The organism is Burkholderia sp. Bp9143, from assembly GCF_003853645.1.
Taxonomy (GTDB): domain Bacteria; phylum Pseudomonadota; class Gammaproteobacteria; order Burkholderiales; family Burkholderiaceae; genus Burkholderia.
Map to the genome: position 1 here is coordinate 17,724 of NZ_QTPO01000002.1, position 24,090 is coordinate 41,813.

Sequence of the window (24,090 nt, forward strand, 5' to 3'; positions counted from 1 at the left end):
CATGACTAATCTGGCACTCTTTGACCTCGATCACACGCTGATCCCGACCGATAGCGACCACGAATGGGGCCGCTTCATGGTGAAGCTCGGCATCGTCGACGCGGAAAGCTTCTCGCGTCAGAACGATCAGTTCTTCGCCGACTACAAGGCCGGCAAGCTCGACATCCATGCGTACCTGTGCGCGATGCTCACGCCGCTCGCGAAGTATTCGCGCGCGCAGCTCGCCGAATGGCACGAGCAGTACATGCACGAGGTGATCCGCCCCGCGATGACGCCGGCCGCGCTCGAACTCGTGCGCAAGCACATCGATGCCGGCGACCTGTGCTGCGTCGTGACCGCGACCAACGAGTTCATCACGCGTCCGATCGCGACCGCGTTCGGCGTCGACACGCTGATCGCGTGCGAGGTCGAAACGACCGACGGCCACCCCGACTCGCCGTACACGGGCCGGCCGACCGGCACGCCGAGCTATCGCGAAGGCAAGATCGTACGCACCGAAGCGTGGCTCGCGTCGCTCGGCAAGCACTGGAACGACTTCGAACACAGCTACTTCTACAGCGACTCGCACAACGACATCCCGTTGCTCGAGAAAGTCACCGACCCGATCGCGACCAACCCCGACGTCACGCTGCGTGCGCATGCAAGCGACCGCGGCTGGCGCATCCTCGATCTCTTCTGAACGTCGTGATCAAAAAATTCATTCGCAAGCTGCTCGGCCAGGACGGCGCCGAACAAACGTCGCCCGCCGAGGCGCCCACCGCCGACTCGGCCCCTGCCCAGCGCCCCGCGAAGGGTAGCCGCGGCGGCACCGCCAAAAAGCCGCGCAGCAATCACGAGCCGACCGTCGTGCCGGCCAGCGTGCACCAGATCGATCCGTCGCTGATCTCGAGGAACGCCGTGCGCGTGACCGACACGCTGCAGCAGGCGGGCTTCCGCGCATTCATCGTCGGCGGCGCCGTACGCGACCTGCTGCTCGGCATCGCGCCGAAGGACTTCGACGTCGCGACCGACGCGACGCCGACCGAGGTGCAGCGCCTGTTCCGCCGTGCGCGCCTGATCGGCCGCCGCTTCCAGATCGTCCACGTGCAGTTCGGCCAGGAACTGATCGAGGTGTCGACGTTCCGCGCACTGGTCGACGCGCCGCCCGAAGCCGCCGCGGCCGAGCCGCCGAAGCGCCTGAAGCGCGACGAACTCGATCGCCGCACGCATGCGGTGGACGCGAGCGGCCGCGTGCTGCGCGACAACGTGTGGGGCGAACAACACGAAGACGCCGCGCGCCGCGACTTCACGATCAACGCGATGTACTACGACCCGTCGACGCAGACGGTGCTCGATTACCACGACGGGATGGCCGACATGCGCGCCCGTCTGCTGCGGATGATCGGCGATCCCGCCACGCGCTATCGCGAGGATCCGGTGCGGATGCTGCGCGTCGTGCGTTTCGCGGCGAAGCTCGGCTTCGAGATCGAGCCGCACACGCGCGAGCCGATCAACGCGCTCGCCGACCTGATCAACAACGTGCCGGCCGCGCGCCTGTTCGACGAGATGCTGAAGCTGCTGTTGTCGGGCCACGCGCTCGCGTGCCTGAAGCAGCTACGCAAGGAAGGCCTGCACCACGGGCTGCTGCCGCTCCTGGACGTCGTGCTCGAGCAGCCGCAGGGCGAGAAGTTCATCACGCTCGCGCTGAACAACACCGACGCGCGCGTGCGCGCCGGCAAGCCGGTGTCGCCGGGCTTCCTGTTCGCGACGCTCCTGTGGCACGACATGCGCCAGCGCTTCGAGCAATACACGGCCGAAGGCGAAATCCCGGTGCCGGCGCTCCATCGCGCGATGGACGACGTGCTCGACATGCAGACCGAAAAGCTCGCGATCCACAAGCGCTACTCGGCCGACATGCGCGAGATCTGGGGCCTGCAACTGCGCCTCGAAAAACGCTCGGGCCGCAGCGCGATGCGGCTGCTGGAACACCAAAGGTTTAGAGCGGGGTATGATTTCCTCCTGTTACGCTGCGAATCCGGCGAGCTCGAAGCAGCTGTCGGCCAGTGGTGGACGGATTTCATCGAAGGCGACGCGGCCGCCCGTGAGGCACTCCTCACGCAGGGCGGCTCGAAGGAAAAATCGCCCCGCAAGCGGCGCCGCCGCGGCGGTGCGCGAAACCGCAAGCCGGACGAAGGCGCCGCCGAGCAGGCGCCGGACACCGCGGGCGGTTCCGACGACTGACGCGCTCGCCGGCGAACGACGTAGGAAGTGATGCCATGACGGTTGCATATATCGGACTGGGGGCGAATCTCGGCGATGCGCGCCAGACCCTGAAGGACGCGGTGGTGTGCCTCGCGCAGCAGCGCACCATCTCGATCCTCGGCAAATCGAGCCTGTATCGCACGGCGCCCTTCGAAGCGGGCGGCGACGATTACTACAACTGCGCCGTCAAGCTCGACACGACGTTGTCGGCCCGGGAGCTGCTCGCGCTCTGCCAGAAGATCGAACATCACTTCGGGCGCGAGCGCCCGTATCGCAACGCGCCGCGCACGCTCGACCTCGACATCCTGCTGTTCGGCTCCGATTCGATCGACGAACCCGATCTGATCGTCCCGCATCCGCGCCTCACCGATCGCGCATTCGCGCTCGTGCCGCTCGTCGAAATCGAGCCAGCGCTCGACATCCCCGCGCGCGGCCGCGCCGATGCGTTCCTCGCCTCCGTCGCGGATCAGCGCGTCGAGAAGGTCCAGACCTGTCAATGCCTGATGCAGAAGGCCCTTGCCGCCGGCGCAGACGCCGACAAGAACCGCTGCCGATGAACACTACGCCGCTGACCGTCACCGCGCCCGACCTGCGCGCCCCGCATCGCTATCTCGTGATCGAAGGCCCGATCGGCGTCGGCAAGACGACGCTCGCGCGCCTGCTCGGCGAGCGCTGGTCGATGCAGGCGCTGCTCGAACGCCCGCAGGACAACCCGTTCCTCGAACGCTTCTATCGCGACACCGCGCGCTACGCGCTGCCCGCGCAGCTGTCGTTCGCGCTGCAGCGCGCGCAGCAGGCGCGCGAACTGATCGGCGCGCTCGATACGGGTCGCCCCGTCGTCGCCGATTTCATGCCGCAGAAGAACGACATCTTCGCGCGGCTGAACCTGCCGGAAGACGAATGGCAGCTGTACCGGGCGATCGCGATGCACCTCGACGTCCCGCAGGCGCCCGCGCCCGATCTCGTCGTCTATCTGCAGGCGAGCCCCGAGGTGCTGTTCTCGCGCATCCAGAAGCGCGGGCTGCCGATGGAGCTGCAGATCAGCGACACGTACCTGCGCTCGCTCGTCGATGCGTACAACGAATTCTTCTATCACTACGACCGCACGCCGGTACTCACGGTCGCGGCCGAACACCTGAACCCGCTGGATTCCCCCGAAGACCTCGCGCTGCTGATCGAGCGCATCGACACGATGCGCGGCCGCAAGGAATTCTTCGTCAAGGGCGAGACGGCGCGCTGACGCGTCCTCGCCTGTCGTTCCCCCCATCGAACCGGATTTCCCATGACCTATATCCAGGAATCGAGCCGGCCTGCCGTCACGGTGCCCAAGCTGCAGGCAATGCGCGAGGCCAACGAGAAGATCGCGATGCTCACCTGCTACGACGCGAGCTTCGCGTCGCTGCTCGATCGCTCGGGCGTCGACGTGCTGCTGATCGGCGACTCGCTCGGCAACGTGCTGCAGGGCCACACGACCACGCTGTCCGTCTCGCTCGACGACATCGCGTACCACACCGCATGCGTCGCGCGCGTGCAGCCGCGCGCGCTGATCATGGCCGATCTGCCGTTCGGCACGTACGGCACGCCGGCCGAGGCATTTGCGAGCGCCGTCAAGCTGATGCGCGCCGGTGCGCAGATGATCAAGCTCGAAGGCGGCGAATGGCTCACCGAAACGATCCGCTTCCTCGTCGAACGCGCGGTGCCCGTGTGCGCGCACGTCGGCCTCACGCCGCAGTCGGTGCACGCGTTCGGCGGCTTCAAGGTACAGGGCAAGACCGAGGCCGGCGCCGCACAACTGCTGCGCGACGCGCGCGCGGTCGAGGCAGCCGGCGCACAGGTCGTCCTGCTCGAGGCCGTACCGACCCTGATCGGATCCGAGGTCACGCAGATGCTGCGGGTCCCGACGATCGGCATCGGCGCGGGTGCCGACTGCTCGGGCCAGGTGCTCGTGCTGCACGACATGCTCGGCATCTTCCCCGGCAAGCGTCCGCGCTTCGTGAAAGATTTCATGCAGGGCCAGCCGAACATCCAGGCGGCCGTCGAGGCCTATGTGCGCGCGGTGAAGGACGGCTCCTTCCCCGGCCCGGAACACTCGTTCTGACGCTCGGCCGGCGGCTCGTTCGCCGGTGCCTTCCCGATACGAAAAAGCGCGGCGCTCTTTGCAGGGCGCCGCGCTTTTTCCTCGGATGCCGTGTTGTCGAACGTGAGCGGCACCGGTGCTTCGGGCACGCGGCCCGAACCCTCATTGCGTCACTTCAATACCGCGTCGAGCGCGCCGCGCAATGCATTGGTCAGCAGCAGCGCTTCCGCACGCGCAAGGTCATCGCACGTGACGACACGCTCCACCGCGCCAAACGCCCGATCGTCGAGCAGCACACCGCGCATCACGCCCGGCAGCACGCCGCACGACAACGGCGGCGTCACCCACACACCATCAAGCTTCACGAAGAGGTTCGAGCGCCCGCCTTCCGTCACCTCGCCGCGCTCGTTGACGAACAGCATGTCGAAGCCGCCGAGCGCTTCCGCCGCCTGCCACGCACGGTCGTATTCCGCGCGGCGCGTCGTCTTGTGCAGCAGCAGCGCATCGTCCGTGCGGGTCGGCGCAAAGCCGTGCGCGGACGCGAGCATCACGCCGACCGGCCCCGCGGGCAGCGGCTTCAGCGCCGCGGCCGTGATCTCGACCGTGCCGTCCTTCGCGAGCGCGAGTTTCATCCGGTACGGGCCGTCGCCGTCGAGCGCCGCGCAGCGCGCGTCGATCTCGCGGCGCAATGCATCGGCATCAAGGCGGAAGCCGAACGCATCCGCGCTGCGCTGCAGCCGCGCGAGATGTCGCTCGAGGTGCCGGATGCCGTCCGCACGCGTCGCGGCGGTGGTTTCGAACAACTGGAAGCCGGGATCGGCATCGGTCAGGAATCGCGCTTTCAATTCGCACTCCGCATATTCGTCGGCGGCGACGCTGTCGAGCACGATGCCCGCGCCGACCCCCATCGTGCCGCGCCGCCGGCCGCCAGCGGCCGCTGCCGCGTCACGCGTGTCGATCGTTGCGGCAGCATCGACACCGACCGCATCGAGCGTCAGCGTCCGGATCGCGACCGACAGGCAGAAATCGCCGCAGCCGGCCGCATCGTCGGGTGCCGCATCGCCCGCCGAAGGGCCTTCCTTCCGCGCATCGAGCCAGCCGATCGCGCCCGTATAAAGCCCGCGCGGCGTCGACTCGATCGCGTCGATCAGTTCCATCGTCTTGTGCTTCGGCGCACCGGTGATCGATCCGCACGGAAACAGCGCGCGCAGCATCTGGGCGAACGTGGTGCCGTCGCGCCAGCCGGCCTCGACCGTCGACGTCATCTGCCACACCGACGCATACGGCTCGACCGAGAACAGCGCCGGCACCCTGACCGTGCCCGTGCGCGCGATCCGCGACACGTCGTTGCGCAGCAGGTCGACGATCATCACGTTTTCCGCGCGGTTCTTCGGATCGTTCGCGAGGAACGCGGCGGCCGCCGCGTCGTCGCGCGGATCGGCCGAGCGCGGCGCGGTGCCTTTCATCGGCCGTGCGCGCAGCACGTCGCCGTGCTTCTCGACGAACAGCTCCGGCGAGCACGACACGACCCACGCGCCGTCTGGCAGCGCGATCAGCGCACCGTAACGCACGGGTTGACGTGCACGCAGCCGCCGGTACAGCGCAAGCGGCGTGCCGAACATGTCGAAATTCAGCCGGTACGTGTAGTTGATCTGGTACGAATCGCCCACGCGCAATGCGTCGTGCACCGCGGCGATCGCCACGTCGAACGCATCGCGCGACACGCTCTTCGCGACATGTGCGACGCCCGCGATCGATGGCGGGCCGCCGCCGTCCTGCTGCGTGAGCCATGCGTCGACTTCGTCGCGCGACAGCCGCTCGCAGCGCGCATACAGCAAAAAGCGCAGCGGGGCATGGCCCGGCTGCGCTCTTTCCAGATTGCGTCCGAATTCGTAATCGCCGACGACGACCGCATGCAGCCCGTCGCGCAGATCCTGCGCCACCGCCGCATCAAGTTCGTCGAGCCGTGCCGGATCCGTGCACACGCGTTCGCGCACGAAACCGGAATACAAACGACTCGACCGCGCGGACGCGGTCGAGTCGCAATCGTCCAAGAGCGCGAACGAAGCGCTCTCGTTGCCTTCAGTCATGCCGTTACTCGAAGAAGCTCTTCACCCGGTCGAACCAGCTCTTGCTCTGCGGGCTGTGACGCGCACCGCCCTCGGCCAGCGACTTCTCGAACTGCTTGAGCAGGTCGCGCTGCTGGTCGGTCAGCTTCACGGGCGTCTCGACCTGCACGTGCACGTACAGGTCGCCCGCGATGCTCGAACGCAGACCCTTGATCCCCTTGCCGCGCAGGCGGAACGTCTTGCCCGACTGCGTGCCTTCCGGCACCGGGAACGACGCACGGCCGGCCAGCGTCGGCACCTCGATCTCGCCGCCGAGTGCGGCGGTCGTGAACGGGATCGGCATCTGGCAGTGGAGATCGTCGCCGTCGCGCTCGAACACCGAGTGCGGCTTGATGTGGATCTCGACGTACAGGTCGCCCGGCGGCCCGCCGTTGATGCCCGGCTCGCCGTTGCCGGCCGAGCGGATCCGCATCCCGTCGTCGATGCCGGCCGGGATCTTCACTTCGAGCGTCTTGGTTTCCTTCACCTTGCCCGACCCGTGGCAGTGCGCGCACGGTTCCGGGATGTAGGTGCCGGTGCCGTGGCACTTCGGGCAGGTCTGCTGGATGCTGAAGAAGCCCTGCGACATGCGCACCGTGCCCTGGCCGTGACAGGTCGGGCAGGTTTCCGGCTTCGTGCCGGGCTTCGCGCCCGACCCGTGACAGACTTCGCACGACACCCAGCTCGGCACGCGGATCTGCGTGTCGTAGCCGTGCGCGGCCTGCTCAAGCGTGATTTCCATGCTGTAGCGCAGGTCGGCGCCGCGATACACCTGCGGACCGCCGCGGCCGCCGCGCGCGGCACCGCCCGCAGCCTGCCCGAAGATGTCGCCGAAGATGTCGCCGAACGCATCCGCGAAGCCGCCGAAACCCTGTCCGCCCGCACCACCCATGTTCGGATCGACGCCCGCGTGGCCGTACTGGTCGTACGCTGCGCGCTTCTGGTCGTCCGACAGCATTTCATAGGCTTCCTTCACTTCCTTGAAATGCTCTTCCGCATCCTTGCTGTCCGGATTGCGGTCAGGGTGATACTTCATCGCAAGCTTGCGATACGCCTTCTTGATTTCGTCGTCGCTCGCATTCTTTGCGACGCCCAGAACCTCGTAGTAATCCCGTTTCGCCATATCGATTCACTGTGCCGTCGCGCGTCACACACGCGGCGGCTCCTTTCGCCCGCAGTAAAGTCTCTCGACTCGTCTGGCGCTGCGCCGTCCGCGGACGGCTCACGCAGCACCCGCCAAAAAACAAATGTGCCCGGAGGGCCGCGAAGCCCGCCAGGCGTGGAGTCGATCCGGCCATCCGGAAGGAAAGACAGACCGCTGTTCAGCCGCGCCGCGCGCGACTCGCGCGCGGCATGCGGTGCCATGGCAACCCGGCTTAGTCCTTCTTCACTTCCTTGAACTCGGCGTCGACGACGTCGTCGGCAGCCTGCTGCGCACCGCCCGCGTGGGCCGCGCCTTCCGCTGCACCCGCCGCGCCGCCTGCCTGCTGCGCCTGCATGTCGGCGTACATCTTTTCGCCGAGCTTCTGCGACACCTGACCGAGTTCCTCGACCTTCGCGTCGATCGCCGCCTTGTCGGCCGACGTATCCTTCAGCACGTCCTCGAGCGACTTCAGCACCGCTTCGATCTTTTCCTTCTCGCCCGCGTCCAGCTTGTCGCCGTACTCGGCGAGCGCCTTCTTCGTGCTGTGGACCAGCGCGTCGCCCTGGTTGCGCGAATCGGCCAGCTCGCGCAGCTTGTGGTCTTCCGCTGCGTTCGCTTCCGCGTCCTTGATCATCTGATCGATTTCAGCTTCGGACAGGCCCGAGTTCGCCTTGATCGTGATCTTGTTTTCCTTGCCGGTCGCCTTGTCCTTCGCGCCGACGTGCAGGATGCCGTTCGCGTCGATGTCGAAGGTCACTTCGATCTGCGGCACGCCGCGCGGCGACGGCGGGATGCCTTCGAGGTTGAACTCGCCGAGCAGCTTGTTGCCTGCCGCCATCTCGCGTTCGCCCTGGAACACCTTGATCGTCACGGCCGACTGGTTGTCGTCCGCCGTCGAATACACCTGTGCGTGCTTCGTCGGGATCGTCGTGTTCTTGTTGATCATCTTCGTCATCACACCGCCGAGCGTCTCGATACCGAGCGACAGCGGGGTCACGTCGAGCAGCAGCACGTCCTTGCGGTCGCCCGACAGGACCTGGCCCTGGATCGCCGCGCCGACTGCGACGGCTTCGTCCGGGTTCACGTCACGGCGCGGATCCTTGCCGAAGAACTCCTTCACCTTCTCCTGCACCTTCGGCATGCGGGTCTGGCCGCCGACCAGGATCACGTCGTCGATGTCCGACACCTTGACGCCGGCGTCCTTGATCGCGATGCGGCACGGTTCGATCGTGCGCTCGACGAGGTCCTCGACCAGCGCTTCCAGCTTCGCGCGGGTGATCTTCAGGTTCAAGTGCTTCGGACCCGATGCGTCGGCCGTAATGTACGGCAGGTTGATTTCGGTCTGCTGGCTCGACGACAGTTCGATCTTCGCCTTTTCAGCGGCTTCCTTCAGGCGCTGCAGCGCGAGCACGTCCTTCGACAGGTCGACGCCCTGCTCCTTCTTGAACTCGCCGATGATGTAATCGATGATGCGCTGGTCGAAGTCCTCGCCGCCGAGGAACGTGTCGCCGTTGGTCGACAGCACTTCGAACTGCATTTCGCCGTCAACGTCCGCGATCTCGATGATCGACACGTCGAACGTGCCGCCGCCGAGGTCATACACGGCGATCTTGCGGTCGCCCTTCTCGGCCTTGTCGAGGCCGAATGCGAGCGCAGCCGCGGTCGGCTCGTTGATGATCCGCTTGACTTCGAGGCCCGCGATGCGGCCGGCGTCCTTGGTCGCCTGGCGCTGGCTGTCGTTGAAGTACGCCGGCACCGTGATCACGGCTTCCGTGACCGGCTCGCCGAGGTAGTCTTCGGCCGTCTTCTTCATCTTGCGCAGCACTTCCGCCGAAACCTGCGGCGGCGCGAGCTTCTCGCCGTGCGCTTCGACCCAGGCGTCGCCGTTGTCGGCCTTGATGATCGTGTACGGCATCAGGCCGATGTCCTTCTGGACTTCCTTCTCTTCGAAGCGGCGGCCGATCAGGCGCTTCACGGCGAACAGCGTGTTCTTCGGGTTGGTCACGGACTGACGCTTGGCCGGCGCGCCGACGAGCACTTCGTTATCGTCCATGTAGGCGATGATCGACGGCGTCGTGCGCGTGCCTTCCGAGTTCTCGATGACCTTGACCTGGTTGCCTTCCATGATGGCGACGCACGAGTTCGTGGTGCCGAGGTCAATACCGATGATCTTTCCCATTTTCCTAATCTCCAGAAATGCTTGTTTGCTGCGCGAAACCCCGCGTTTTTGGGTGGTTTCGCGCGCCAGAATTCAACTCTGTTCCCGAAATGCGTCCGGCCGATCCGTTTTCAAGACCCGCCAAGCGATGCGGATATTAAATTTTTTCAATCGCCGCCGATAGCCGGATCGTGCGGACCGCCATCGCGGTCCGACGGCGCGCCGGCCGCCGCGGCGATCTTCGCGCGCGCCGCCGACACCGCCGCCTGGAACTGCGCGAGGCCATGCCAGCCGGTCGCGCGGCCGAGCCGCTTGCCACGGTGGAAGAAGAACCACGTCGGCACGCCGTGCAGGCCGAAGCGGCGCCCCAGCTCATGGTGTTCGTACACGTTGCAATGGAACCACTTCAGGTCCAGCGCGCGGATCGCGTCCGGCTGGGCGAGCATCGCCTTCTTCGCGATCTCGCAGTTGAAGCAGTCGACGCCCCAGAAGAACACCACGGCAAGCGCATCGCCGGCGCCGGCGATGCCGGCGTCGAACGTGTCGGGTGCCAGCGCCTGCATGCCGAACGCTTCGAACGCGGCCGGGTCGACGCCGGCGGGAACCATCGCGGCAGCCTTACTTCGGCTGGGCGACCGTGACGAGCGCCGGGCGCAGCACGCGGTCGGCGATCGTGTAGCCCTTTTGCAGGACGGTCACGACGGTGTTCGGCTCCTGCTCGGCCGGTACCATCGAAATGGCCTGGTGCTGGTGCGGATCGAACTTCTCGCCGACCGGATTGATCGCGACGACGCGGCCCTTCTCGAGCGCGCTCGTCAGCTGGCGCAGCGTCAGTTCGACGCCTTCGCGCACCTTCGTGATGTCGCCGGACGTGTCGCTGACGGCGGCCTCGAGGCTGTCCAGCACGGGCAGCAGGTGCTCCGCGAAGCCCTCGATCGCAAACTTGTGCGCCTTCGAGACGTCTTCCTGCGCGCGGCGGCGGACGTTCTCGGTCTCGGCCTTCGCCCGGAGGAAGCTCTCCTGCAGCTCGGCGACCTTGGCTTGAGCCTCCGCGAGCGCCGCGTCGGCTGCTTCGGCGGCGGGCGCAGCGCCTTGCGCCGCCTGCTTCTCGCTGCCGATGTCTTCGGCCGATTGGGTAGCCGGGTTCTCTTGCGTGTTTTCCATGTCGCTGAAAGTCGATTAGAGGTTGAAGCCAAATCGGCAACCGCCGGACCGTATGCCGGCGGCACCGCACATTGTTGGTGCAAATAAGGGCGAAAACTGCGATTTCAAGAGGGTTACTCGCCGGCATTCGCCAATGCCGCGAAACAACCGCGCCGAACGCCGCCCGATTGCGCGCATTTGTCGCCAGATCGGACGAAACGGCCGGTAACAACGCTTACCAGGCAAGTACTAGCTCGGCACAGGGGGCTGCACTACACTCCACTCAAGCGTCGAAAAAGCGTGTTTACCCTAGCTTACCGCCGCCTGACATCCACCTGGCGCTGCATTCACCGTCCCATCGAGGCGAGTACCGTGAAACTGACCTTTGCCATATCGGTGGTCGCGCTGGTACTGATTGCCGGCACCACCACCATCTGCCTGTCCGGAGCCGTCACCGACCGCACGACCGAATACGGAAGCGCGCGGGCGACGTTCGACCAGATGTTCAGCTCCCACCAGAAAATCTGTCGATGATGCGCCGGTCACGCTTGGTCGGCCGGCCGTGCAGTTCCGCCGCCGGCTCGCGATAGGTGCGGCGCCGTTCCAGTTCGGCGAGCCGCGCGACGCGCCCCGCTTCCGTTTCCTCGTAAAGCGTCTGCGCGATGCTCGCGGGCCCGCGCACGTCGCAAATACCCAGCACGGCAATGTGCCAGACGACACCGTCGATCGCAATCTCGACCTCGTCGCCGACCCGCACGTCCTTCGCCGGCTTGACCGCCGCGCCGTTGATCTTCACGTGGCCCTTGTCGACCGCGTCGGACGCGAGCGAGCGCGTCTTGAAGAAGCGGGCGGCCCACAGCCATTTGTCGATGCGCAGCTTCGCGCCGGGTTCCGTCGAAATCCTGTAGTTCATCGCGTTCAACTCACCGTTTCGGGCTGCGCGGCCTTCACCGGCCAGCCTTGCAGATTCTCGGCGACGATCTCGCCCACCGCACCGATCCACGCGGGCGCGCCGTTCAGGCACGGAATCCGGTGGAACGCCTGGCCGCCGCCCGCGATGAACTCGTCGCGCACCTCCATCCCGATCTCCTCGATCGTCTCCAGACAATCGGCCGTAAAACCGGGACAGAACACATCGGCCCGCCGCACGCCGGCCTCGCCGAGCTCGCGCAGCGTCGGCGCCGTATACGGTTGCAGCCACTCGGCCTTGCCGAAGCGTGACTGGAACGTCACGCGGCATTCGAGCGTCGACAGCCCGAGCACGGCCATCAGCAGCGCGCCCGTCTGCTGGCACTGGTCGTGATAGGGGTCGCCCAGGTCGAGCGTGCGTTTCGGCACGCCGTGAAAACTCAGCACGAGCTTGTCGCCCGCCGCGAAGTCGGGCCGGCCGTGCTGCGCCCAGTACTGGCGGACCTGCTCGGCGAGCGCGTGGATGTAGGCCGGATGGTCGGCATACTGCCGCACCGTGCGCACTTCGGGCTGGTTGCGCATCCGCGCGAGCGCGGCGAACGCGGCATCGAATGCCGTCGCGGTGGTGGACGCCGAGTATTGCGGATACATCGGCATCAGCAGCACGCGCTCGACGCCCGCGCGCTTGAACTGCGCGAGCGCCTGCGCAATGCTCGGGCTGCCGTAGCGCATCGCGTAGTCGACCGTCACCTGGTAGCCGTTCGATGCGAGCAGGTGGCGCACACCTTCGGTCTGGCGCTCGGTGTACACCCGCAGCGGCGAGCCTTCGGGCATCCAGACGGCCGCGTATTTCTTCGCGGACGCGCGGCCGCGCAGCGGCAGGATCAGCGTGCGCAGCAGCACTTGCCAGACGGCCTGCGGGATTTCGACGACACGGGGGTCCGACAGGAACTCGGCCAGATAGCGCCGCACCGCGCGCGGCGTCGGGGCGTCGGGCGTGCCGAGATTGATCAGCAGCACGCCGATGCGATGGGCAGCCGCGACGCTCGAAGGCGGCTCAAGATCGAAACGCATGGGCAGGAACGTGCTCGCGGCACGCAGTCGGACGGCCCTCAATTATAGCGGGCCGCCTCGGTCGGGTCGGCTGGCCGTTCGGCCGACTGGCGGCACACTCGGCGCCGCGGCACGATGGCGGGACGGTGTCGGGTCAGGTTACTGCTGGCTCAGCGTGAGCGACAGCAGCCGCGCGGTGATGTCGACGATCGGGATCACGCGGTTGTACGCCATGCGGGTCGGGCCGATCACGCCGAGCGTGCCGACGATCTGGCCGTTCACCTCGTAAGGCGCGGTCACGACGCTCATTTCCTCGATCGGCACGAGCGTCGATTCGCCGCCGATGAAGATCTGCACGCCCTGGGCGTGGCTCGACACGTCGAGCAATTGCAGGAGGCCCGTCTTTTGGTCGAACACGTCGAACAGCTTGCGCAGCCGCGCCATGTCGGACGACAGGTCCGCCACTTCGAGCAGGTTGCGCTCGCCGGAAATCAGCACGGTGTCCTCGGTGTCGGGCACCTCGGTGCTGGCCGTCACGGCCGCATGCATCAGCGTGGTCATGTCGCCGCGCAGCTGGTCGATCTCGTCGCGCAGGCGGCGGCGCACCTCGTCGAACGACAGCCCGGCGAAATGCGCGTTGATGTAGTTGGACGCCTCGGTGAGCTGCGACGGCGAATAGTCGCGCGGCGTCGCGAGCATCCGGTTCTGCACGTCGCCCTCGGGCGTGACGATGATCAGCAGGATCCGCTTGTCCGACAGCCGCATGAACTCGATCTGCTTGAACACGTGGCTGCGGCGCGGCGTCAGCACGACGCCCGCGAACTGCGACAGGTTCGACAGCACGCTCGCCGCGGCAGCCACCACCCGCTGCTGCGGCTCGCCGGCCTGCAGCGTGTTCTGCACCTGGCGCGCGACGGCCTCGGCGTCGATCGGCGCCTCGACCGTCAGCATCGTGTCGACGAACAGGCGATAGCCACGCGGCGTCGGCACGCGGCCGGCCGACGTGTGCGGGCTCGACACGAGGCCGAGCTCCTCCAGGTCGGACATCACGTTGCGGATCGTTGCCGGGCTCAGCTCGAGCCCGGAATAACGGGACAACGTGCGCGAGCCGACCGGCTGACCGTCGGCGATATACCGTTCGATCAGGGTTTTCAGGAGGGTTCGTGCGCGAGGATCTAGCATGGTGGAAAATTTTAGCGCAACCGCGCGACCGCGGCGAGTGGCCGCGGCCACTGTCGCGCGGGCTGATCGATCCGGCCCCGTCCACGCACAGCCGGTTCTTTTCGTCAACGAGCTATGGTGTAATGCCGGCATGAAAACCGGTAATCAGTTCAACACTGTCGCGCTCGTCGGCCGGAGCAACACGCCCGGCATCGCCGAGCCGCTCGCCACGCTGGCTGGCTGCATCGCGAAGCTCGGCTTCGAGGTCGTGTTCGAAGCCGACACCGCGCGCGAGATCGGCATCTCCGGCTATCCGGCGCTCACCCCGGCGGAAATCGGGGCGCGCGCGGACGTGGCGGTCGTGCTCGGCGGCGACGGCACGATGCTCGGCATCGGCCGCCAGCTCGCGCCGTACAAGACGCCGCTGATCGGGATCAACCACGGGCGGCTCGGCTTCATCACGGACATCGCGGCGGCCGACATGCAGGCGCGCGTCCCGGTGATCCTGTCGGGCAAGTTCGAGCGCGAGGAGCGCTCGCTGCTCGAGGCCCGGATCATGCGCGACGGCGAACCGATCTACCACGCGATCGCGTTCAACGACGTCGTCGTGAACCGCAGCGGCTTTTCCGGGATGGTCGAGCTGCGCGCGTCGGTCGACGGCCGGTACATGTATAACCAGCGTTCGGACGGCCTGATCGTCGCCACGCCGACCGGCTCGACCGCGTACGCGCTGTCGTCGGCCGGCCCGATCCTGCATCCGCAGCTCCAGGGCATCGTGCTCGTGCCGATCGCGCCGCATGCGTTGTCGAACCGGCCGATCGTGCTGCCCGACGATTCGAAGATCGCGATCCAGATCGTCGGCGGCCGCGACGTCAACGTGAACTTCGACATGCAGTCGTTCACCGCGCTCGAACTGAACGACACGATCGAGGTGCGCCGCTCGAAGCACACGGTGCCGTTCCTGCACCCGGTCGGCTACAGCTACTACGCGACGCTGCGCAAGAAGCTGCACTGGAACGAACACGCATCGAACGAAGACGACAAGGCGTCCTGACGCACCAACGCCCGACACCATGCTCCGCCACCTCTCGATTCGCGACTTCGTCATCGTCGCCGCGCTCGATCTCGAATTCGACAGCGGCTTTACCGTCTTTTCCGGCGAAACCGGCGCCGGCAAATCGATCCTGATCGACGCCCTGGCCCTCGCGCTCGGCGAACGCGCCGACGCGAGCATCGTGCGCGCCGGCTGCGGCCGCGCCGACATCACCGCCGAATTCACGCCGCACGACCGCGTCGCGCGCTGGCTCGACGAACACGCGTTCGACGCCGAGGACACCGTGATGCTGCGCCGCGTGATCGACGCGAACGGCCGCTCGCGCGCGTTCATCAACGGCACCAGCGCGACGCTCGCGCAGTTGCGCGAGCTCGGCGAGATGCTGGTCGACATCCACGGCCAGCACGCGCACCAGTTGCTGATGCGGCCCGACGCGCAGCGCGAGCTGTTCGACACGCACGCGGGGCTCGTCGCCGATGCCGCGAACGTCGCACGCGCGTGGCGCGTCTGGCGCGACGCAACGCAGGCGATCGACGCCGCGAAGGCGCATGAGCGCGAACTGCAGCTCGAACGCGAGAAGCTCGCCTGGCAGCTCGCCGAGCTCGACAAGCTCGCGCCGCAACCGGGTGAATGGGACGAAGTCGGCAGCGAGCACAAGCGCCTGTCGCATTCGGCGAACCTGATCGCCGGCGTGCAGGGCGCGCTCAACGCACTGTCCGAGGCCGATGACGCGATGCTCCCGCAGCTCGGCGCGATCGTGTCGAAGCTGCGCAGCCTGGCCGACTACGACACGGGGCTCGGCGATGCGCTCGCGTCGCTCGAACCGGCCGAGATCCAGCTGCAGGAAGCTGTCTATTCGCTGTCGCACTACGCGCAGCGCCTCGATCTCGACCCGGCCCGGCTCGCGCAGGTCGAAACGCGCCTCGACGCGCTGCACTCGACCGCCCGCAAGTTCCGGTTGCCGCCCGACACGCTGCACGAGGAACATGCGGCTCGCCGCGCTCAGCTCGCCGCGCTCGACGCGGCCGCCGATCTCGGTGCGCTCGAAGCCGCGCAGGCGAAGGCATGGGAAACCTATCTCGCCGACGCGAAGCACCTGTCGAAGGCACGCACGCAGGCCGCGAAGGCGCTCGGCACGGCGGTCACGGCCGGCATGCAGGAACTGTCGATGGCGGGCGGCAGCTTCGAAGTCGCGCTCGTACCGCTCGCCGACGGTGGCCCGCACGGTCTCGAGCAGGTCGAATTCCGGGTCGCCGGGCACCCCGGCGTGCCGCTGCGGCCGCTCGCGAAAGTCGCGTCGGGCGGCGAACTCGCGCGGATCAGCCTTGCGCTCGCGGTGATCGCGAGCGCGGCAAGCCCGACGCCGACACTGATCTTCGACGAAGTCGACACGGGGATCGGCGGCGGCGTCGCCGAAGTGGTCGGCCGTCTGCTGCACCAGCTCGGGCGCGACCGCCAGGTGCTGTGCGTGACGCACCTGCCGCAGGTCGCCGCGCGCGGCGACCATCACTTCCAGGTCGCGAAGGGCGCCGACGACCGCGGCGGCACTGTCTCGTCGGTCGTCCCGCTCGACAAGGCGAGCCGGGTCGAGGAAGTCGCGCGGATGCTCGGCGGGCTCGAGATCACGGCAACGACGCGCAAGCACGCGAAGGAAATGCTGGCGGCCTGACGCAGGCAACCGTTGGCCGAATGCACGAAGACCGGCGCATGCGCCGGTCTTTTTTTGACGAGCGGCCGCGGCCGTCCGATCGCACCCACCTTGCCCCGATGATTCGAACGCCCGACTCAAACGTCCGTTTCGACCGTGCCGAACACGCGCTCCCACAGCGCCGTGACGGCCGCCCGCTCGTCGGCCACCAGCGCCGGATCGACCCGCGCCTTCTCCATCCCGTCGAGCCGCAGCTTGTGCTGCAGTTTCCGGTACTTGCGGTACGCGGCGCCGACGCGCTCGGCTTCGTCCTCGCCCATCAGCCCGAACCGCGCAACCTCGCGCAGCAGCGCGATGTTGCCGGTGTTGCGGATCAGCTCGGCATCGCTCGACGCATGCAGCAGCACCCAGTACTGGACGATGAATTCGATGTCGACCATCCCGCCACGATCGTGCTTCAGGTCGAACAGCTCGGTCTGGTTCGGGTGGCCGGCGAACACCTTGCCGCGCATGTCGACGATTTCCTTCGCGAGCACCGCCCCGTCGCGCGGCGTCGTCAGCACCTGCTGGCGGATCGCCTCGAAGTCCGTGCCGATCTGCTGGTCGCCCGCGCTGTAGCGGGCGCGCGTCAGCGCCTGGTGTTCCCACACCCATGCGGTGTTCGCCGCGTCGCCCTCGCGCAACTGGTAGCGGCGGAACGCGTCGAGATCGGTCACGAGCAGCCCCGCCTCGCCGTTCGGCCGCAGCCGCAGGTCGATGTCGAAAAGCGCGCCCGCGCCGGTCGCGGTCGTGAGCCACGTGATCAGCCGTCGCGTGAACGTCGTGTAGACGTCCGCCGAGCGCTCGTCGGGGTCGTCGTACAGGAAGATCAGGTCGAGATCCGATGCGTAGCCGAGCTCCTTGCCGCCGAGCTTGCCGTACGCGATCACCGCGAACTTCGGCACGTCGCGATGGCGCTTCGCGAGCTGCGACCAGACCACTTCGATCGTCACGTCGAGCACCGCGTCGGCGAGTTCGGACAGGCGGTCGCTCACGTGCTCGACCGACAGCTGGCCCGCCAGATCGATCAGCAGGATGCGGAACACCTCCGCGTGCTGCGCGTGCCGCAGCAGGTCCATCTGCTGCTCGGGGCCGTCGGCGGCCGCGAGGCGCGCACGCAATGCATCCTTGAACGCGGGCCAGTCGAACGGGCTCGCGATCGCTTCGTCGTCGAGCAGTTCGTCGAGCAGCTGCGGATGGCGGATCAGGTAGCCGCCGCCCCAGCGCGTCGCGCCGAGCACCGACAGCACGCGGTCGAGCGCGGCCGGATACTCGGTCAGGAGCGCGAGATAGACGCCGCGCCGGCTGACCGTCTCGAGCAGGTCGAACAGCCGCACGATGGTGTCGTCGCGGCGCGCGGCGTCGATCTGTGGCGCGGCCTCGAGCGCGCGCTGCGCGACGCTGTCGAAGCGTTGCCGGCTCTTTTCCGGCAGGCCCGCGTAGCGCGACGACTGCCAGATCGCGCGCAGCCGCGCGAGCACCGCCGCCGGATCGGTGAAGCCCAGGCCGTCGAGGCGCGCGAGCAACGCGTCGTCTTCGCCGTCGTCGGCGAGCGCCCCGCTCCAGATCCACGAGGCGGCCGTGTCCTCGCCCGCCGCGCAGGGGCCGCCGCTCACCTTGTCGGCAAAGATCTGGTCGAACTGCGCCTCGACGAAGGTCCGGTAGCCATCAAGCACCGTCATCAGCGCCGCGTAGTCCGCAAAGCCGAGCGACGCGGCCAGCGCCGCGCGCTCGTCCGGATCGACCGGCATCGCGTGCGTCTGCGCGTCGTCGCGGTACTGCAGCCGGTGCTCGAGCGTGCGCAGGAAGTTGTAGGCGTCGGTGAGCCGCTCGCGCACGTCCTCGCCGATCAGCCCGCGCGCCTGCGCATGGCGCAGCACCGCGAGCGTCGGCCGCACGCGGAATTCCGCATCCTGGCCGCCGCGGATCAGCTGGAACACCTGGGCGCTGAATTCGATCTCGCGGATTCCGCCACGCCCGAGCTTGATGTCGTCGGCCTTGTCGGGCCGCATCGACGCGCGGCGCGCGGCTTCGTGGCGAATCTGCTGGTGCAGCGAACGAATCGCGCCGATCACGCCGAAGTCGAGATAGCGGCGGTACACGAACGGCTTGACGATCGATTCGAGCTGCGCCTCCAGGCGCCGCGCCGCGTCGCTGTCGCCTTCCGACACGAGCCGTCCCTTGATCCACGCGTAGCGCTCCCATTCGCGCCCCTGCACGTAGAAATATTCCTCGAGCATCCCGAGGCTGCAGACGAGCGGCCCCGAATCACCGTTCGGACGCAGCCGCATGTCGACGCGAAACACGTAGCCGTCGGCCGTGACCTCGGACAGCACGCCGATCAGGCGCCGGCCGAGGCGTGTGAAGTATTCCTGGGTGGACAGCGGCGAGCGCGTGCCGCCGGCCGTCTCGCCATCGTCCTCGTAGACGAAGATCAGGTCGATGTCCGACGACACGTTGAGTTCGCGGCCGCCGAGCTTGCCCATCCCGACGACGCCCAGCACGACGCGCTGGCCGTCGGCGCCGCGCGGCTCGCCGTACATCGCCTCGAGCTCGGCCGACAGCAGCGCGAGCGAGCGTTGCACGGCCACTTCGGCGAGATCCGTCATCGCGCCCGTCACCTCGGCGACGTCCGCGAAGCCGCGCAGGTCGCGCTCCGCGACCGCGCCGAACACCTCGACACGCAACTGCCGCAGCGCGCGCTTCAGTTGCTCGTCGCTCGGCGCGGCCGTGCCGGCCAGCGGCGCGAGCAGTTCGGTCAGGCGCGCGTCGAGCTGCGCGCGGGAAAGCGGCGCGGCGGCCCATGCGGCGATCTGGTCGGACAGCACAGGACGCGCGGTGGCCGCGCGGGCGATGTAGCGGGAGTAGGACGGGCTGATCAGGGCGGAAGCGTCGGTCATCGAAAAGCGGGCCTGGCGGTAAGGGCCGCCGCCGCGGGACAACGCGTGCGCGCCCCGCTGCCGACAGGCCCCTTGGACTCGGCACGGTGTCGCGACGCGGGTGCGCCGCCGCGAAAACCGCGCGCCGGAAAGCCCGTGCCATGCTGCCGCAACGGCCGCCGGCACGAACCCGTGTGATACATTTCAACGTCAGTCTGCAAAACTACCATATCGCCGCCCTTCCGCCGCATGTCCGACCGTCAGGAATCCGCCTTAGCTGCGCCCGAAGCGGGACCTCCGAAGCACGATCATCCGGTCCTGCGCCGCGTGTTCAGGGTGACGCTGGCAGTCGGGATCGGCACCTACTTCGTTGCTTCAGGCGCGTTCCTCGGGCTGCGCTACGTGCTGCTGCCGCGCATCGACGAATTCCGCCCGCGCATCGAGCGCGCGGTGTCCGACAAGCTCCACGCGCAGCTTTCGATCGGCAAACTGTCTCCCCACTGGTCCGGCATGCAGCCGGGCGTCGAAGTCGCCAACCTCACCATTCGCGGCCGTGACGGCCAGATCGCGCTGTCGGTCCCGCACGCGACGGCCGCGCTGTCTTGGATGTCGCTGCTGCGGCTGTCGCCCGCGCTGTCGAGCCTGATCGTCGACCACCCCGACCTCGTCGTCGCGCGCGCGGCCGACGGCTCGCTGAGCGTCGCGGGCGTCGGCGTCGCGACCACCCACGGCGGCAACGACACGTTCAGCACGTGGCTGCTGAAGCAGGAAGCGATCGTGCTGCGCAACGGCACGCTGCGCTGGCGCGACGCGCAGCACGACGCGCCGGAGCTCGCGCTGTCGGGCATCCGCCTCGCGGTGCTCAACCACGGCCGTGAGCACAAGGCCGCATTGCAGGCGCCCGCGAACGGCACGCTGCTGCTCGGCCCGCTCGATTTCCGCGCGCGTTTCCGGCACAAGTCGCTCGCGCCGATCGGCAAGCCCACGAACTGGACCGGCGACGCGTATCTGTCGACCGGCCCGGTCGACCTGCAGACGCTCGGCCGCTATCTCGACATACCGCTCACGATCCACGCGGGCCGGATCGACAACGCGATCTGGGCGACCTTCCAGGACGGTCACCTGCGCTCTGCAGGCGGCGACCTGCAGGGCGCCGACGTCGTGCTGCGCGTGCGGCCGACCCAGCCGCGCCTCGACGTACCGACAGTCGGGTTCGGCTGGGACATGGCGCTGAACGCCGGCCGCGACTACACGCTGCACCTGACACGCTTCAATGCGGAGCTCGGCCAGCCGCCGCTGCCGGACGGCACGCCGCTCGCCCGCTCGCTCGCGTTGTCGACGCTGACCGCCCGCTACCGCGTGCCGGCCGCCGACCAGGGGCAGTTGCTGAGCGTCGTCGGCGACCGCGTCGATCTCGGCATCCTCAGCGAGTTCATCCGCGGGCTGCCGCTGCCGGCGCGCCTGCGCAACGAGCTGATCAAGCTCGACCCGCGCGGGATGGTGTCGAACTATCACATCGAGGTCGAACGCGCGAAGCCGCCGCGGGCCGACCTCGCCGACGAAGAACGGCGCACCGGCGCCGCGCCGATCGTCCGCTACCGCTTCCTCGGCGATCTGCAGGGCATCAGCGTCGCCGCGCAGGAGCCGCCGCCGGGGCTGTCCCCGCGCGGCCACCCACGCGCCGGCTGGCCGGGCGTCGAGAACTTGTGGGGCCGCATCGACGCGAACGAAACCGGCGGCAGTGCGCACTTCGACACGGTCAATGCGGCGGTCACGGTGCCCGGCGAGTTCGACGAGCCGCGCCTGACCTTCGACCGGCTGCGCGGCAACGCGAAATGGGTGATCACGCCGGCGCCGGGCGAGAAGCACGCGCGCGTCGACGTGACGTTGCCCGACCTGTTCGTCGCCAACCCTGATGCGGAAATCGCGGTGTCGGGCTCGTACACGAACCCCGGCCACGGCCGCGGCTCGCTCGACCTGCGCGCGGATTTCGCGCGTGCGTCGGTGGCACGCATTCCGCGCTACCTGCCGACCGGGATGTCCGAGCACCTGCGCGACTATCTCGGCCATGCGCTGCAGGACGGCCAGGTGACCAAGGGCGCGTCGATCGTCGCCCGCGGCCCGCTCGAGAAATTCCCGTTCGAACACGACCCGGATGCCGGCGTGTTCCACATCGTCGCGCCGTTCACCGGCGGGCGCTTCGAGCCGACGCCGTTCCCGCCGCGCAAGCTCGCGAACGGCACGCCGAGCGTCTGGCCGGCACTCGACGGGATCGACGGCGTGTTCGAACTCGCGCAGAACAAGCTGCGCTTCGACATCGCGCGCGCGCACTACAAGCGCGTCGCGCTGACGAAGGTCGCCGGCCGGATCGACGATCTCGGCAACCCGTCGAAGTCGCCGCTGATCATCGACGGCCATGCGCAAGGCCCGCTCGCGGATCTCATCGACTATGCGGACAACAGCTCGCTCGGCACGATGAGCGGGCATATCGGCCAGCGGATCGATGCGCAGGGGCCTGCGGCGCTCACGCTCAAGATCACGATTCCGCAGCACGTTCCGCATCCGCATACGCACGTCGAAGGCGCACTCGCGTTCGGCGGCAACACGCTGTCGACGGACGGCGTGCCGCCACTGTCCGCGCTGCGCGGCAGCGTGCGCTTCACCGAGGCCGGCGCGTCGCTGCACGACCTGTCGGGGCGCTTTCTCGGCGGCCCGGTGCGCGCGAACGGCAACTTCCAGTCGCACGGCCCGTACGCGGTGGACGTCGACGGCAAGCTCGCGCTCGACGCCGCGCGCGGCCTGAACCTGCGCGGCACGGCCGCGGCACTGCTCGAGCATGTGGTCGGCGACGCGCCGTACCAGCTCGCCGTGCGCGGCGCGCCGGGCCGCCTGCCGGCGGTCACCGCGCATTCCGACCTGACGGGCGTCGCACTGAATTTCCCGGCGCCGTTCGCGAAACCGGCCGGCACGCCGATGCCGTTCCGCTTCACGCTGCAGCCGGCCGCGCAGGCGGGCGGCATGCGCCTCGAGCATGCCGACCTGACGCTCGGCCCCGTGTCCGCGACCTACCTGCTCGACGCGACGCCCGGCCAGCCGCTGCGCGCGATGCGCGGCGCGATGGGCATCCACCGGATGCCCGACCTGCCGCAGGACGGCGTGAGCGCCGCCGTCGACGTCGATGAGCTGGACGCCGACGCATGGCTCGCGCTGGCCCGCACGCTGCAGCACGACACGCCGCGCGCACCGGAGCAGACCGCACCGCGCATCGACGCCGCGAGCTTCACGCCGAAGCGCTTCGCACTCCACTTCGGCACGTTGAAGCTGCTCAAGCGCAACTGGGAAAACGTGATCATCGGCGCGTCGCACGTCGACGAGCTGTGGCAGGCGAACATCGCGTCGAACCAGGTCTCGGGCTACCTGTCGTGGGCGCCGGGCGGCGGCCACAACGGCGCCGGCGTGCTGAACGCGCGGCTCGCGAGGCTCGTGATTCCGCAGAGCGCGCAGCACGACCTCGTCGGCCGCGCGATGAACCTGCCGACGCCGACCGACCGGCCGATGCCGTCGGTCGACCTGATCGTCGACCAGGTCGTCGCGCACGATCACGACATCGGCCGGCTCGTCGTCAACGCGCGCAACATCGAGGAAGACGGCGCGCCGGTGTGGCAGCTCGACAAGCTCGAGCTGGCGAACCCGGCCGCGAAGCTGACGGCGACCGGCAACTGGCGCACGTCGCGCCGCGCGCTGGCCCGCGGCGTCGATGAGAACGATGCGCCGCGCCGCAGCGTGTTCGACTTCAAGCTCGACGTCGGCAACGCGGGCGCGCTGCTCGACCTCGTCGGCCTGCCGCGCACGCTTGCGGACGGCCACGGCACGGTGACCGGCAAGGTCGGCTGGCGCGGCGGCCCGACCGCGGTCGATCTCCCGTCGTTGGGCGGCCAGGTCGCGCTCGACCTGGAACACGGCCAGATCCTGAAGGTCGATCCGGGCGCCGCGAAACTGCTCGGCGTGTTGAGCCTGCAGAGTCTCGCGCGCTTCCTCACGCTGAATTTCCGCGACGTGGTCGGCAAGGGGCTGCCGTTCGACAAGATCACGGGCACCGGGCGGATCTCGAACGGGATCGCGCGCACCGACGACTTCTCGATGACGACGGCGCCCGCGAACGTGACGGTGCGCGGCGCGGTCGACCTCGGCACCGAGACGCAGGACCTGCATGCGCACGTCGCGCCGAAGATCGGCGCCGGCACCGCGGCGATCGCGGCCGCGATCATCAATCCGCTGCTCGGCGTCGGCGTGCTGGCCGCGAACTACGCGCTGTCGGAGACGCTGTCGCACGCATTCGCGCTCGACTACGCGATCACGGGCTCGTGGGCGCATCCGCACATCGAGCGGGTGCGGGGCGATCAGGGTAAGATGAATCACGGTCCGGCCGATGCGGCGACCCATTGATCGCTCGATGGTGCCGGGCCGCACCCCATT

General features: G+C 68.2%; 18 protein-coding genes. 9 read left to right on the forward strand and 9 right to left on the reverse strand.

What is annotated here, in order from left to right; genetic code table 11:
* Nucleotide 1: 1 nt before the first annotated feature.
* Genes DIE23_RS01550 through panB form a run of 5 tightly spaced genes read left to right on the forward strand, consistent with a single transcriptional unit; the run spans nt 2 to nt 4,339 of the window.
* A complete protein-coding gene (locus DIE23_RS01550; RefSeq protein WP_124610497.1) occupies nt 2-679 on the forward strand; it encodes an HAD family phosphatase in 678 nt (225 codons plus the stop codon).
* 5 nt (nt 680-684) lie between these two features.
* Nucleotides 685-2,220, forward strand: coding sequence for a polynucleotide adenylyltransferase PcnB (gene pcnB, locus DIE23_RS01555; protein WP_124610498.1), 1,536 nt, complete (start codon nt 685-687; stop codon nt 2,218-2,220).
* A 35-nt stretch (nt 2,221-2,255) separates the two neighbouring features.
* Entirely contained in the window at nt 2,256-2,798 is a 543-nt protein-coding gene (folK, locus tag DIE23_RS01560) for a 2-amino-4-hydroxy-6-hydroxymethyldihydropteridine diphosphokinase (protein WP_124610499.1), read from the forward strand.
* Nucleotides 2,795-3,481 (forward strand): deoxynucleoside kinase, encoded by a 687-nt coding sequence (locus tag DIE23_RS01565; RefSeq protein ID WP_124610500.1) that lies wholly within the window; start codon nt 2,795-2,797, stop codon nt 3,479-3,481. The genes folK and DIE23_RS01565 overlap by 4 nt, the downstream gene beginning before the upstream one ends.
* 42 nt (nt 3,482-3,523) lie before the next feature.
* Entirely contained in the window at nt 3,524-4,339 is an 816-nt protein-coding gene (panB, locus tag DIE23_RS01570; protein WP_124610501.1) for a 3-methyl-2-oxobutanoate hydroxymethyltransferase, read from the forward strand.
* A gap of 149 nt (nt 4,340-4,488) precedes the next feature.
* Here panB and DIE23_RS01575 read toward each other — a convergent pair whose 3' ends face one another.
* The 5 genes from DIE23_RS01575 to grpE all read right to left on the reverse strand — a co-directional run bounded on the left by DIE23_RS01575 (nt 4,489) and on the right by grpE (nt 10,892).
* A complete protein-coding gene (locus DIE23_RS01575; protein WP_124610502.1) occupies nt 4,489-6,408 on the reverse strand; it encodes a chorismate-binding protein in 1,920 nt (639 codons plus the stop codon).
* Between the two features lie 4 nt (nt 6,409-6,412).
* The gene (dnaJ, locus tag DIE23_RS01580; protein ID WP_098549687.1) at nt 6,413-7,549 is read right to left on the reverse strand and encodes a molecular chaperone DnaJ; all 1,137 of its coding nucleotides are present in this window, start codon (nt 7,547-7,549) and stop codon (nt 6,413-6,415) included.
* A 253-nt stretch (nt 7,550-7,802) separates the two neighbouring features.
* A complete protein-coding gene (dnaK, locus tag DIE23_RS01585; protein WP_124610503.1) occupies nt 7,803-9,749 on the reverse strand; it encodes a molecular chaperone DnaK in 1,947 nt (648 codons plus the stop codon).
* A gap of 146 nt (nt 9,750-9,895) precedes the next feature.
* Complete coding sequence (locus tag DIE23_RS01590; RefSeq protein ID WP_124610504.1) at nt 9,896-10,336, reverse strand: thioredoxin family protein; 441 nt, start codon at nt 10,334-10,336, stop codon at nt 9,896-9,898.
* 10 nt (nt 10,337-10,346) lie between these two features.
* Entirely contained in the window at nt 10,347-10,892 is a 546-nt protein-coding gene (gene grpE, locus DIE23_RS01595; RefSeq protein ID WP_124610505.1) for a nucleotide exchange factor GrpE, read from the reverse strand.
* A gap of 351 nt (nt 10,893-11,243) precedes the next feature.
* Between grpE and DIE23_RS39380 the strand changes: the two genes are divergently transcribed.
* The gene (locus DIE23_RS39380; protein WP_006476841.1) at nt 11,244-11,405 is read left to right on the forward strand and encodes a hypothetical protein; all 162 of its coding nucleotides are present in this window, start codon (nt 11,244-11,246) and stop codon (nt 11,403-11,405) included.
* On the opposite strand, the gene DIE23_RS01605 is transcribed toward DIE23_RS39380, so the two are convergent.
* The 3 genes from DIE23_RS01605 to hrcA form a co-directional block, all read right to left on the reverse strand.
* A complete protein-coding gene (locus tag DIE23_RS01605) occupies nt 11,377-11,784 on the reverse strand; it encodes an RNA-binding S4 domain-containing protein (RefSeq protein ID WP_124610506.1) in 408 nt (135 codons plus the stop codon). The genes DIE23_RS39380 and DIE23_RS01605 overlap by 29 nt on opposite strands.
* Nucleotides 11,785-11,789: 5 nt before the next feature.
* The gene (gene hemH, locus DIE23_RS01610; RefSeq protein WP_124610507.1) at nt 11,790-12,854 is read right to left on the reverse strand and encodes a ferrochelatase; all 1,065 of its coding nucleotides are present in this window, start codon (nt 12,852-12,854) and stop codon (nt 11,790-11,792) included.
* A gap of 138 nt (nt 12,855-12,992) precedes the next feature.
* Complete coding sequence (gene hrcA, locus DIE23_RS01615) at nt 12,993-14,015, reverse strand: heat-inducible transcriptional repressor HrcA (RefSeq protein ID WP_011544637.1); 1,023 nt, start codon at nt 14,013-14,015, stop codon at nt 12,993-12,995.
* A gap of 130 nt (nt 14,016-14,145) precedes the next feature.
* Between hrcA and DIE23_RS01620 the strand changes: the two genes are divergently transcribed.
* On the forward strand, nt 14,146-15,048 hold the full coding sequence (locus tag DIE23_RS01620; RefSeq protein ID WP_124610508.1) for an NAD kinase: 903 nt from the start codon (nt 14,146-14,148) through the stop codon (nt 15,046-15,048).
* Between the two features lie 19 nt (nt 15,049-15,067).
* Nucleotides 15,068-16,717: a DNA repair protein RecN gene (recN, locus tag DIE23_RS01625; RefSeq protein WP_124610509.1), complete on the forward strand. Its 1,650-nt coding sequence runs from the start codon at nt 15,068-15,070 to the stop codon at nt 16,715-16,717.
* Between the two features lie 116 nt (nt 16,718-16,833).
* Here recN and glnE read toward each other — a convergent pair whose 3' ends face one another.
* Nucleotides 16,834-19,635 (reverse strand): bifunctional [glutamate--ammonia ligase]-adenylyl-L-tyrosine phosphorylase/[glutamate--ammonia-ligase] adenylyltransferase, encoded by a 2,802-nt coding sequence (glnE, locus tag DIE23_RS01630; RefSeq protein ID WP_124610510.1) that lies wholly within the window; start codon nt 19,633-19,635, stop codon nt 16,834-16,836.
* A gap of 228 nt (nt 19,636-19,863) precedes the next feature.
* Here glnE and DIE23_RS01635 point away from each other — a divergent pair, with 228 nt between their 5' ends.
* On the forward strand, nt 19,864-24,060 hold the full coding sequence (locus tag DIE23_RS01635) for a YhdP family protein (RefSeq protein WP_124610511.1): 4,197 nt from the start codon (nt 19,864-19,866) through the stop codon (nt 24,058-24,060).
* Nucleotides 24,061-24,090: the final 30 nt, after the last annotated feature.